Raw genomic sequence first — 12,120 nt, forward strand, 5'->3', positions numbered from 1 at the left:
GACGCCATGATCACGACCAGCGGCCAGAGGAGAATGATTACGAACAGATTGTAATAGGGTCGAAGCGCATCGCCTGGATCAAACACCAGGACTGCGATGCAAAGGACCGACAATAGCCATGGTCCGATGCGGGATTGTTGCACCGGCCGCATCCAATAGCGCTTGATTACGATGCCGAGCGAAAACGAGAAGATCACCCGTGGAAAACCGACAGGATAAGTGGCCCAGGTCGCACCGCCTTCCAACGTTCCGAAATGGAGAGAGGCGACCACGAGAAAGAATGCTGCGCCAATGATCGCTGCAGTCAGCGCCCGTCCGCTTAATTTCACGGCGACCAAGCCATAGGCAAAATTGATCAGCAGCTCGAAGAACAGCGACCAGGCAGGGCCGTTCCAGGGAAAGAGGATCTCGGGAAATGTCGAAAGCGGCGGCGGTGTAGGCAAAAAGAGTGACGAACACAAGAAGGTGCCTAGCAAGTCTAGCCGCCAATTGCGCCCCGCCTCACAACAAAAAATTAAAACTCCCAATCTTCAAAAACAAAACCCGCCGAAAATATCGACGGGTTTGTCAGTGGTCTGGGGGCAGCGGCATAGCCGCTGCCCATCCCCGGATTTCCCGGATGGATGTCATTTTAATGCAGAACTGCTGATCGCCAAGATGGAAGGCGATGATTTCCAGCGATGTCCCCCCCGCGCCTCCGCCAATGCCGCGGCCAATTTTTCCATCAAAACTCCTCCCAGTTGGCAACGGCGGCTGCGGTTGCCGACCGGCCGCCGAACGCATCGGCAAGCTTCTGGCCAAGAGCGCGGGCGGGAGAGGCAACCGGACGGCTGGTCTGGCCGGCGACCCGTGGCTGAGCGATGACGGAACCGCCATCGAGCTTGAAGCGGGCGATGAGGCGGGCAAGGTTCGACGCCTCTTCGGCCAAGCGGTTGGTCCCAGCCGTCGACTCTTCCACCATGGCCGCATTCTGTTGCGTCACCTGATCCATTTCGTTAACGGCGGTGCTGACTTCGGTAAGCCCGGTCGATTGTTCCTTCGCAGCCGTCGCGATTGAATGCACATGCTCGTTGATTTCGACCACATGGCCCTGGATCAAGGTCAGTGCCTCGCCCGTCGCTGTCACCAGCTTCACCCCGGAATGGACCTCCTCGCTCGATCGGGTGATCAGTGCCTTGATGTCCTTGGCGGCACCCGCGGAGCGTTGGGCAAGTTCGCGAACCTCCTGGGCGACAACGGCAAAGCCTTTGCCGGCCTCACCGGCACGGGCCGCTTCAACGCCGGCATTGAGCGCCAGAAGATTGGTCTGAAACGCAATCTCATCGATAACGCTGATGATCTTGCTGATTTCGCCGGAGGCCTGTTCGATCCGTTCCATCGCCGAAACCGCTTGGCTGACGACGGCGCTCGACTGTCCGGTGCTTCTCATTGCCTCGTTCACCATGTGGCTGGCTTCGGATGCACGCTCAGTCGAGTGCCTCACCGCGACGGTAATCTCCTCCAAGGCGGAAGAGGTTTCCTCAAGCGACGCCGCCTGCTGCTCGGTGCGTTTCGACAGATCGCTGGAGGCGATCCGCATCTCTCCGGCGCCGCCATTGATCGCATCGACGGCGGCTCGTACTTCACCGAGGACGGAGCGCAGGTTAAGCATCGTCGCGTTGACGTTTTCCTTGAGCTCACCGAACGCGCCGCGGAACTCGCCGCGCATATTGTCGGTCAGATCACCGTCTGCAAGCGCCGACACGACGCGGCGGGTCTCGGCGACGCCTTGGTCGACGGAAGTGACCAACTCATTGACCTGACCGGCAAAGCGATTGAGGTCCGCATTGTCGTAGTCTTTAGTGATGCGCTGCGTGAAGTCTCCGGCAACCGCGGCCGAAACAACCATGCCGATGCTCGACTGCAGATCGGCGCTTTTCGCCTGCAAGGCCGCTTCCTGTGCAGCCATCTCACGGACTTTGATACCGTTCTGCCGGAATACTTCGACGGCACGAGCCATCTGGCCGATCTCGTCGCTCCTGTCGGCGAAAGGGACGCTCGCGTCAAGATTGCCTTGGGCGAGAACATTCATGTTTGCCGTGATTTCACCAATCGGCCGTGCGATCGCCCGGGAGCCGAACACGGCAGCGCCGACCAGCGTGACGATGGTCAGCAGACCGATGCCGATATTGACGGATAGGACGAGTGTGGCGGTTGCAGTCGCCTCTGCCTCGGCCTTTGTCGCCGCCGCTTTTGCCGACTCGACCCCTTCATCGATCAGCTTGGATGCCTCGTCCGAAATTGCCAGCAGCTTTGCCTGAGCATCATTCTCCTTTGCGTCGAGAGAAGGATCACCGGCTTTGACGGCGACCTTCGCCTTCACGACTTCGACCATGTCGCCCGTTGCGGCAAAAAAGCCCTCGGCCAACGTCTTGAGCTTCTCTATCTGCTCCCTGTTGGCTGGCAATCGTAGTCCGCCCATCGCCTCGTCGAGGTATTTGATCACCGAATGATGGCGGGCAGCGATATAGTCTGAAGCTTTTGCAATTTCCTCCTCGGAGGTCGCAAGACGGAGATCACGCACGCCGGTCTGCATGCCGCGCAAGGAAGCCTTGGCGTCGACCAGATCGCGTGAAGCTGTGAGCTGGCTCTCCTGGTTCTTCGCACGTTCGCGGACGAGACTGCCACCCTGCCAAACCGTGAGAATCATGATCGCTACCAGGAAGATACCGATTGCAGAAAGTGTCGCCAGTTTGGTGCTGATGCGCGAAAAGACGCTTACGGGCATATTTGAGTCCTGCTTGGTGGCAACAGGAGTCTTCATATCCCCAGCTGACTATCGCAATCGCTGATCGACTCATTCGACCGCGCCATATGCGTCCGGCTTGTTTGAGATTAACCCTCGTTCTCGAGAGGAAGCATTTTCGCCGTCGCTTGGATCAAATAGCATTTCGATAAAATTCTAATAGAAAGTTCACTTTCACCGAGGTTTAAATCTTGGATGCGCGCTTGGGACATGTTCTGCGGGAATCGGATATTGCAGGGCGCGGCGCCCTGGCGGGCTTAGCAGATTTCAGTGGCTACACTCACTTTCGCAACCGCCCCCTCGCAAGTTTACGCACTGACGGTCCCCGCTGCCGCCGGAGCCGCGGCGCTACTCTCCATGCCGCTCACCTATTTCCAAGATTTATTTTCGGGCAGGCCGGTCCTCGGCACGTCGGTCAACCCGATCAATTCCTGGGGAATGGATTCACCGATGGCCTTTGCCATCGGCGCGCATTGCCTTCGCTATCCAGGCACAACACGGCTCGGCGTTGCCGTGGCGTTTGGTGGGATTTTGGCCCTTGTCCTGCTTGAAAAATGCCGGCTGCCCTTGGTTTGGCCGATCATAAAGTGCTTGGCTTGGAGTTGAAGGGAGTCGAACCGGCGGCGTCACCTGGGTTTTTCACTGACAACTAGGCAATATCCACCTTATGCGGACGCGAAGCTTGGTGTGCAGCAGGCGATTATCTCAGAGGACGTAGGGTCTGCGTGCCAAGCTAGAAACTTAGCTACCGGACAAAGTCTCTGGCCATTCCTGCGCGCCGTGAGGACGCGAAGGACACGAACTGCAGTTTCAGTAATGGCATATGCGGCAATATGCGGTGTTCCGGTGATAACCAATTCGCGCGTCCCAGCAATTCTCCCAACGCGTCCGCTTGCGGGAAAGTCGATCAAGCGGCGGGTGGAACCAAGGGTGTCGCTCTAAGCTGAAGTATCGTTTCGTCGGCAAGCGCGACGCACGGCGCGCGGCGACCAAACGCGACAGACCGTCGTGAAGGGCTTATCCCGCAGGCCCACGCTGCTTCCAAGGCGCCCTTGGGAACGCCCAAGAATGCCCCGCGTATCACTTCGGCTAGGACAAAGGTCTTAGCCATTGCAATCCGGCATAAACAGCGCTCTCCCCGATAAGCCCACAAGCGCGGGCTCGGACGTCTCCAGCTATCAGGTTGTCATGAATAGCGGCGACGTCCAGATACGGGATTGATCCCGCTGCCTTGCGGTAAGGAAAAGCGGATGCTCGCGTCCTTCCTGCAATTCGAGTTCGGCAATCGGTATCTCGCCAGCGAGATCGCGCGGCAGCGGCTGATCGGTGACACGCTCTATCAAAAGCCGCAATTCCACCCCCGAGAGATTGATGGAAATGGAGCCCTTTGAAATAAGGTCCTTGCCGCTTACCTCCAGCGATACTTCCGGAGCATGGATATGCGGTGGCGGCTGCAGCGGATTTCCGATCTTGCTGTAGCCATGGAGCTTTGCGGCAACGGCGATACGGGCACCACGCAGGTCTGAAAGCTTGAGTTCAATGCCGTCGACATCACCATGTGTTGCCGTTTTGAAACCGAGCTCGCCGAGACCCGTACGCCACACGCTTTGTTCGGGATGGTCGAAGCCTACCCCCTGGGCATCCAGGAGCGCGGCACCGGTTACAGCGACCTCACCGCTCCAATAGGCGGCCCGGTAACGATCCTTGATCCGCGCGCCGCCGAAACGGATGCGCACGCTCCGCTCGCTGAAGCCCGCTTCGGCGTGCAAATCGCGTCGCCAGACTACGCGGTCGCCGGAAAAAAGCTGAACCTCCTCCCAGCCGGCATGGCCGAGCAGACGGTAAGCCAATGGCTTTCCGGGCCCGGCGTCGAACACCTCGCCCATCAAATGTTCTCCTTGCGACAGAACCGCGAAACTGCGTTCGCCGGTCGTCGCAAAAGTGCGCCTTGCCCGAAGCGCGCTGCCGACGCCGGCTCGGTCGAAACGATCGGTGATGACGCCGGTGAGCCCGCCGCGCGCACCGAAGGTTCCGGTGGCTGGCGCACCGCCGCCGCAGCGGCCCTGATGCTCGTCGCTCGCAGCGGAAGCGCCGACCCTATATCCGCGCGCCAGGGCTTCGGTGTAAAGCCAATGAAATTGTCCCCAGGCGGAACCAATCTCTATGAGGCGCTCCAGCTCCGGATGGTTCCAGTCCAGAATGCAGCGCCGGCCGCCCACGTGCGGGATCAGCAAATGCCCTTCAGGATCGTCCTGATAGGCGGCATAGAGCCTGTCCACTGGCCATATGCCAGGACGGATCGCTCCGGCCGTCATCTCATTCCACTCGAAAGAACGAAGCGACCGCCCCTTCTCGTCAAAGGGAAAGCGGGGTTTGCCGTCGCGCAGGAAGACGACATTGCGATCGCCGCCGGCGGCGGAGTTGCCGCACCATTCCGTGCCTGGAAAGCAGACGAAGCGGCCGGCTTCGTTGAGGTCGTGGATGATCTCCACGGCCTTGTCCCAATTCGCCTCGATGATGTTGAAGTCGTTGACCGTGTAGCCCACCACGTCAAGCCCGGCGATGTCGCGTCCGTAGGTGAGATTGTAGGTCGCGTCATTCGTGCCGACGGTGTCGTCGGAATGGACATGCAAATCCGCATAGAGAGCGCGCGAAGCTCCCTCTTCGCTCTGCACGTAGGCCGGGGCGACGGAAGGCTCGCCGTTCAGCCGGGCTTCCAATTTCCATTCGCCGGCGTCGGCGAAGGAAAGACCGGAAATTCGAGCGAACGTCCAGCCTTCCGGGGCGAATGCCACTGGCTCCGTCCGTTGCTTCCCATCCGGTGCGGTGATGACGAGCGCGCCCTGCAGATCGCGATCATGGCAGGTATTTCCCCATATGTCATCGACGCGCACGATCGCATCGAAGGACTGATCGAGGCCGATCAGCCGCGGCGCGATGACCTGAATGGCGTGTGGTTGTCCAGCCGAGATCTCCAGCTTGCAGTCGCCCGGCACCTCCGCAAACTTCGAGCTGCCCAGCGGATCGATGAACAGCCGCAAGCGGAACGCCTTTTCCACGAAAGTCTGCACGCGAGTGCCGGCCCCGCCCTGCCGCCGATCACCGAGGCGGATGACGATTCTGTCGCCGGGATTGAGATAGCCGTCGACGACATCGATAATGACGGCCTTCTGAAACGGGCGTTCGTGTCCCTTCTGGTCGAAACGCACCTTCAGCGCTTGAACCGTACTTGGGCTTTGCCCCGAAACCAGAGGACCGGCGTGGTATTCGGCGGAAACATAGTTGGCGCCCGTCGGGTCCGTTGTCTGGAAAAGCGCCCAGTCGGAATAGAACTTGAAGGCGAGCTTCAGCCACGCGCCGTCTGCAAGGCCGACAGCCCCGACCTCATAAACGAGCTCCAGTTCGGTCCATTCGCCCGCGGTCAGCGTCTGCCTCTGGCAAGTCAGACGGCCGAGAAAGGGAAGAGTGTCGAAGTGATCGGCAATACCTGTCGGAGAATGGACGGCGGCTTGAAACGTCTTGTGCGGCAAAATCTCTGTCATGGGAAACGTCCGTTATTGTCCACGCCAGCCTTCGTAGCGGCGCTCTATTCGTCGAAACACGAGGCTCTCCATGAGCCACGCTGTGAGCCCGATCAGGGCGATGCCGAGAAGCACCTGTGCCGAATTGCCGAGCTGCCCGCCCATGCCGACCATCCAGCCGATACCTTGGGAGGCGCCGATCATCTCGGCCGCCACGAGCGCACGCCACGCCTGGGCAAAGCCGATGCGCAATGCGGCAGTCAGGAAAGGAAGAGAGGCGGGAAGATATACATGAGCCAGCAGTTGCAGCCGCTTGGCACCCAAAATACGTGCCGCACGCACCTCGCCGCTGCTGATGGAAAGCACACCCTCCTGGATCGTCAGGGCCATTGGGAAGGCCGATGCGATGAATATGACGACGGCGATGGAAAGATATCCAAGGCCGAAGAAGATCAGTGACAGCGGCGCCCAGGCGATCGGCGGGATAGCCATGAAGAGACTGACCAGAGGCTGGACGAACTCACGGAAAGGCCGCCAAAGGCCAGCGGATACGCCGATGAGCACCGCCGCCACGACGGCCGCGCCGAATCCGCCGAATTCCCGCAGCAAGCTCGCATGACCTGGCGGCCCAGCTCGCCCGACCGGACCCAGCGGACCCCTTCAGCAGCCACCTCCCAAGGCTGCGGCAGCACATAGGAGGGAACCCGGCTAGCCGCCAGGCACCACACCACAAGCAGGAACGGAAGCGCTGCCCAGCGCCAGGACGGTTGTGGGAAATGCAGCCGTGCTGCCAACTTCTTCATTGATCGTATCTCATCGCTGAGCGGCCGCCTTCGCGGCGAACCTGTCGTCAATGATGTCGTTGACGTTCAGTCGCTTGTCGAGAAAACCAAGGTCGACGGAGTAATCGATGAGGCGCTGAATAAAGGCACGATCGGACGGCTCTATTTCAGCGGACCATCCGAGCCGTTTCCTTGCTTCCGCAACGATCGCTTCTGGCGGAACCATCCTTCCGTCGGCAGCCTTCACGGGTTCCAGCTTAAAGCCTCGGGCGATGATCTGATTGGCCTCTTCAGGATGCGCTCTGAGAAAGGCGATGGCTTTCGCATTCGCCCGCAGCAGTTTCACGAGATCGTCCGGTCGTTCCTCCAGCGTCTTGGCAGGCGCTGCCACGACGTACCAGGGGTAGCCGGGCAAAGCTCCGTTCACGTCGAAGACAACGCGACCTGCGCCGCGGAGCACGGATTGGCTTATGAAGGGCTCCCACAAAAAGGCCGCATCGACGACGCCGGTATCGAGGGCAGCGTTCATGTTGCCCACGGGCATTTGCGACAGCGCGAGGTCCGCGTCCGGGCTGAGGCTGGCGGCCTCTTTCAGGACATAACCACGCAGCAGCACGTCCATGCCGCTGCCTTTGTTGACGCCGGCAAGCCTCTTGCCTTTGAGGTCGGAAAGCGCGTGGATGGGGCCATCCGTCTTGGCGATCACGGCTGCCTGACCATAGTTGACCTTGGCAATGATTTTCGCGTCGAGACCGTGTGTTGCCCATTGATAGACAGGTGGCGCACCGATATAGGCCACATCGATTTCGCCTCCAGCCACCGCCTGCTGGATGACCGGACCATCGCCAAAACCCTTGAGTTCGACGGTCAATCCCTCTTCCTGAAAATAGCCTTTCTCCTCGGCGATCAAGGCAGGCGCATTCGCCATGGCCTGGACCCAGCCAATGCGAAGCGGCCGCGGATCCTCGGCATGGGCAGGCAAAGCCGCCGCAAAAGCGAGAAGAACTGCAGGTAAAATGCCTTTCATCGAATAGTCCTTTTCAAATAACGCGTTTATTGCCGGCCGTGAGCTTGGCGATTTCCTCGGAGAGCCGTTCGCGCAGTTCTGCGAACAATGGATTGGCTCTCGTGCCGCGCTGGTCGCGCGGACGCGGCAGATCGATTGCCACTTCGGCCATTATGCCTGCCGGGGGAAAGCCGAGGACGAGAACCCGGTCGGCGAGATAGACCGCTTCGTCGATGTCGTGGGTGATGAACAGCACGGTCTGACCCAAACTCGACCAGATCAGAAGCAATTCGTCATTGAGGGTTGCGCGCGTCATGGCGTCGAGTGTCGCGAATGGTTCATCCATGAGCAGAAGGCGCGGCTCGAGCGCCAGTGAGCGCGCAAGCGCCACGCGCTGACGCTGGCCACCCGAGAGCCGATGAGGCGGCTCTTCCGCTTGCTCTTCCAGACCGACAAGCCGCAGAAAATTGAGCGCCACGGCTCGCTGCTCCTGCGGCGATCCCCGACGATTCATGCGCAGGCCAAAGCGGACATTTTCCAGGACGCTCAGCCAAGGGAAGAGGTTTGGCGACTGAAATACATATCCGAGGGCCGGATGTTCGGGCGCAACGGGCGCACCGTCTATCGTGATATGTCCCGATTGCGGGCGCAGGAAGCCGGACAGAAGATTAAGCAGCGTCGACTTGCCGCAACCGGACGGCCCCAGAACCGCGACGAACTCTCCTGGGCGGGCCTTTAGCGAAAACCGTTCGAATACGCCGCGTCGGCTTTCGGGATAGGCGAAAGCCATGCCGTCCACCGAAAAGGCGGCGCCGGATGAAATCTGCCGTGAAGTAGGTAGAGATGCCATGTTGCCTTCGGACGACCTGGATTGGAGTTGCCCCAATTTTTAATACATTATAATACAGGTTATCAACGTGAAGAGTTCCCCTTGTGTGGCGGCTGAAGAGAACGCTATTCCAAAGCTGCTCTGCTCCGTGGTCTTTTCAACCTCGATGGAAAAACGATGAACCTGATACGGAACAACCCGGTGGCGATGTACCTGCAGATCGCCGATCGTCTTCGTGCCGAGATCACCGAAGGAACCTACGAGCCCTCCGGACGGCTCCCATCGGAAGCGCAGATCATGGCCCGCTTCAATGTCAGCCGCGTCACCGTCCGGCTGGCGCTCGAACAGCTCGACAAGGACGGGCTGATCGAGCGCCGGAAAGGCAAGGGCACTTTCGTCGCCGGCAAGCAGGTGCGACATCAGATCGATACGCTGCGTAGCTTTCATGAGTCGCTGAAAGTTCAGGGCTTCGACGCCGCCATGCGCATCATCGAGCTGAGCGCCATTGACACACCACAAGCGTTTGCGTCGCTATTCGGAACGAAATGCACGCTTCTTGAGCGGCTTCATGTAGTAAATGACGAGCCAATTGCATTGGGCCGAAGCTTCCTGCCGGACTTCATGTCGGATCTTGATCGAGAGTTCGCCGAAGAGCAGCCGACTTATGCGCTTCTCAAAGACAGAGCCGGCTCCGACATTGTCGCCGCCGAGATTGCGATCGGAGCACGGGCTGTTTCGCCTCGGATAACGTCGCTGATCGCAGTGGCGGAAAATACGGTCCTGCTCGTGCTCGAACGAACCTCCTATTTCGAAAACGGCGCCTGCGCAGAAAAGTCTGAATTCTTCATTCGGCCCGAGCGCTATAAGTTTGTCCTCGGCAACCAAGTACCTATTCGCTGAGTGTTTTGCTCTTGCACGGAATCGAACTGGGGGCCGGCCATTTTTAACCCAAAGCCGCAAAATTATGTAGTTTGAATAAAACACCGGTTACGGTAGAGCGGTTGCTTGCTGGGTGAGGCGGATACCGAAGGAGGCATCCGTCGTTGAGCGATGTCGAGCATCGCTCCATCGGAGCGCCGACGCGGCCAAGGTCCGGCGATCCTGTTAAGCAACGAGTTTGACAACAGGTCCCAGGTCGCCGCATTGATCGGTGCTCGGAGAAAATGTTGAGAACCCGACATGCTGCCTCGGTCTCAGATAGTATCACCGAGACGCCGGCAACGGCCGGCACATTCGACGGCGAATGGGGCAGATGGAGGTTTGTCCCTCAGAATGACGATGTGAGAGAGGCTCCAACCGTTACCGCTTTTCCACGCCCGCTGGAACGAGCGTTGGATATTTCCCAGAGCGGCCGGCCAGCGCAGTTCGATAGGTGTCGTTCCAGAATTCTGCAGCGTCTCTCGCATCAAACAATCGTTTGCACGTGTTCATGGCGGCAGTGCGCATCGCCATATAACCTTGATGGTCATTGAAGATTGCTTCAATTTTCCGAACGCTCTCGATCGCCATGCGCTCTATTTCATCCTGATACGATTTTTCGAACTTTTGGGTTTTTCTCTCATCCGTCTCTGGGCCCCAGTGCGATAATCCAGGTGTCAAAGCCGGGGCGATCATGAGGCCGTTGGTCCCGTCGGAGACAAATTCCGGCAATGCGCCTTGGGCAGTACAGAGGGCGGGCGTTCCTCTGGACATGGATTCGATTACGCTGAAGCCAAAGGTGTCCGAAAAGGTTGTTAGAAGAGAAAAGTGGCTCCGGTCAAAGAGCGTCAGGACATCGCGGTTTGGCAATGTCGGGAAGTAGCTGACATTTGGCAGGGTCAGCATCTTAACGTATCGCTCCAGGACCTTACCATCGACCGGATCAGTCCATATGGATCCACCCATTTGAAGCTTTGATACTATGTTTACCCGCAGAGGAAGTTTTCTTTCCTGCGCAAGCTCCGCAATTCTCGCGGCCACACATCCTCCTTTCCTTCCGAAGTGGTTTCCGACGAAAGTCAGCTCGAATATCTCCGAACTTCCCTGAAACTTGGGAGGCGTCACGCTGTCGATGATGATATTAGGATAGCGGATTGTCGTTTTCGAAATAAGGAGTTCGCGATCCTGTTCCGGCAGTCCATCTGCATGCAATCCCGCAACGAAATTCTGCTTTGCAAAGTTTGAGATCGCAACGATACGCCTGCATTTTTCGGAAAGGAGCTTCTTATATAAATAGGGCGTGTAGTATTTTGCGTCAGGCGAAAATGTTCGGGGCAGGTGTGATTCAAAGCCGATAATGAATGGCGTGCCATTCAGGGGGATTCTATTAAACGCGTGAATAAGATCACACCGGACAACATCGACCGGGTTGAAAATAGTAAAGCCGTCCCATCCACGTCCAAGCCTATCGAACGGGATAAATTTCCGTCGCATTGTTTCATAGTCTCGTATCCGTGGACCAGTGAACTCCCAGGGATAGCCAACAGGGGCGAGTATTCGTATGCCTTTGGCCATTCTCCAGTCCTTCCAAGGTTCGATTAGGGCTTCGATCGACGGTTCGGGGAATCGTTGCGGCGGGCGCCTTGAGCAGCGGCTGTGCGCCAGCCTATATCACGAAATACTCACTCATGCGACAGTTGATGCCAAAAACGACGCATTCCAAACGTTGCCGGCGAACTGCGGCGTCCTAAGAAGATCTTTTGGGACGTCCCGAACAATCCCCGCGTCCTCCTATGGCCCATCCCGGTTTTGGGTTAGGTGATTATCGGTTCACTGATCAATGCCGCGTGCATTACCAGGAAATCATTAGAGGCGGATCGATATTGCCGCCGCTCTATCGCTTCGGCCGCTTGCATGAGATGGCAGACCTACGCGCGACGCCTTCCATCTCAACTACGGCCAAGCAGGAGGTTGACGCGCTCGGTCGTCCATTGCCGATGAAAAAGTCCAAGCCAACCCAAATAGGCGATCACCCCAATCAGGATCGTCAGGCCGAGGCGAAGGCCGGTGCTCCAATCGAGCATTTCTGACCTCACCCACCACGCCGCAAGAGCCATGAAAGCCGAGGCAATTACCGCAGGGGCCAAACCCCGATATACTGAAAGATGCGACAATCCCAGTCTATTATGGAGAAATAGATTTCCGGCAAGACCGTAAGCCAAAGCGGGCACCGACATCCAGATAATGGCAGCCTGGGGAGAAATCTTCGGCAAGCACAA

The 12,120-nt window shown here is 58.4% G+C and carries 9 protein-coding genes and 2 pseudogenes; 2 read left to right on the forward strand and 9 right to left on the reverse strand.

Annotated elements, in window-relative coordinates:
• Both K290_RS0132440 and K290_RS0132445 read right to left on the reverse strand, forming a co-directional pair.
• A pseudogene (locus tag K290_RS0132440) lies at positions 1-476 on the reverse strand (acyltransferase family protein); the annotation flags it as partial.
• A gap of 248 nt (positions 477-724) precedes the next feature.
• Positions 725-2,767, reverse strand: coding sequence for a methyl-accepting chemotaxis protein (locus K290_RS0132445; protein WP_028755332.1), 2,043 nt, complete (start codon positions 2,765-2,767; stop codon positions 725-727).
• Positions 2,768-3,142: 375 nt separating this feature from the next.
• Here K290_RS0132445 and K290_RS0132450 point away from each other — a divergent pair, with 375 nt between their 5' ends.
• On the forward strand, positions 3,143-3,391 hold the full coding sequence (locus tag K290_RS0132450) for a hypothetical protein (protein WP_028755333.1): 249 nt from the start codon (positions 3,143-3,145) through the stop codon (positions 3,389-3,391).
• 135 nt (positions 3,392-3,526) lie between these two features.
• Here K290_RS0132450 and K290_RS38675 read toward each other — a convergent pair.
• From K290_RS38675 to K290_RS0132470, 5 genes and pseudogenes are all read right to left on the reverse strand, one after another.
• Positions 3,527-3,705: pseudogene (locus K290_RS38675) on the reverse strand (type II toxin-antitoxin system RelE/ParE family toxin); the annotation flags it as partial.
• 258 nt (positions 3,706-3,963) lie between these two features.
• Positions 3,964-6,327 (reverse strand): CehA/McbA family metallohydrolase domain-containing protein, encoded by a 2,364-nt coding sequence (locus K290_RS0132455; RefSeq protein ID WP_028755334.1) that lies wholly within the window; start codon positions 6,325-6,327, stop codon positions 3,964-3,966.
• A gap of 12 nt (positions 6,328-6,339) precedes the next feature.
• Positions 6,340-6,915: an ABC transporter permease gene (locus tag K290_RS35650; RefSeq protein WP_245276722.1), complete on the reverse strand. Its 576-nt coding sequence runs from the start codon at positions 6,913-6,915 to the stop codon at positions 6,340-6,342.
• A 204-nt stretch (positions 6,916-7,119) separates the two neighbouring features.
• Entirely contained in the window at positions 7,120-8,115 is a 996-nt protein-coding gene (locus K290_RS0132465; RefSeq protein ID WP_028755335.1) for an ABC transporter substrate-binding protein, read from the reverse strand.
• A gap of 13 nt (positions 8,116-8,128) precedes the next feature.
• Entirely contained in the window at positions 8,129-8,944 is an 816-nt protein-coding gene (locus K290_RS0132470) for an ABC transporter ATP-binding protein (protein WP_051264280.1), read from the reverse strand.
• Positions 8,945-9,100: 156 nt separating this feature from the next.
• Here K290_RS0132470 and K290_RS0132475 point away from each other — a divergent pair, with 156 nt between their 5' ends.
• Entirely contained in the window at positions 9,101-9,823 is a 723-nt protein-coding gene (locus K290_RS0132475) for a GntR family transcriptional regulator (RefSeq protein ID WP_028755337.1), read from the forward strand.
• Between the two features lie 399 nt (positions 9,824-10,222).
• Here K290_RS0132475 and K290_RS0132480 read toward each other — a convergent pair whose 3' ends face one another.
• Together K290_RS0132480 and K290_RS38195 are read right to left on the reverse strand one after the other, a co-directional pair.
• The gene (locus K290_RS0132480) at positions 10,223-11,416 is read right to left on the reverse strand and encodes a glycosyltransferase family 4 protein (protein WP_028755338.1); all 1,194 of its coding nucleotides are present in this window, start codon (positions 11,414-11,416) and stop codon (positions 10,223-10,225) included.
• A gap of 374 nt (positions 11,417-11,790) precedes the next feature.
• A partial coding sequence (locus K290_RS38195; protein ID WP_210163781.1) for a hypothetical protein occupies positions 11,791-12,120 on the reverse strand: 330 nt, incomplete at its 5' end.

Source organism: Rhizobium leucaenae USDA 9039 (genome assembly GCF_000426285.1).
In the GTDB taxonomy this organism is placed as follows: domain Bacteria; phylum Pseudomonadota; class Alphaproteobacteria; order Rhizobiales; family Rhizobiaceae; genus Rhizobium; species Rhizobium leucaenae.

What these genes read in the sequence shown, in the direction of transcription:
- K290_RS0132445 (WP_028755332.1), bottom strand. Translation starts at nt 2,767, where the DNA reads ATGCCCGTAAGCGTCTTTTCGCGCATCAGCACCAAACTGGCGACACTT.
- K290_RS0132465 (WP_028755335.1), bottom strand. Translation starts at nt 8,115, where the DNA reads ATGAAAGGCATTTTACCTGCAGTTCTTCTCGCTTTTGCGGCGGCTTTG.
- K290_RS0132470 (WP_051264280.1), bottom strand. Translation starts at nt 8,944, where the DNA reads ATGGCATCTCTACCTACTTCACGGCAGATTTCATCCGGCGCCGCCTTT.
- K290_RS0132480 (WP_028755338.1), bottom strand. Translation starts at nt 11,416, where the DNA reads ATGGCCAAAGGCATACGAATACTCGCCCCTGTTGGCTATCCCTGGGAG.
- K290_RS0132450 (WP_028755333.1), top strand. Translation starts at nt 3,143, where the DNA reads ATGCCGCTCACCTATTTCCAAGATTTATTTTCGGGCAGGCCGGTCCTC.
- K290_RS0132455 (WP_028755334.1), bottom strand. Translation starts at nt 6,327, where the DNA reads ATGACAGAGATTTTGCCGCACAAGACGTTTCAAGCCGCCGTCCATTCT.
- K290_RS0132475 (WP_028755337.1), top strand. Translation starts at nt 9,101, where the DNA reads ATGAACCTGATACGGAACAACCCGGTGGCGATGTACCTGCAGATCGCC.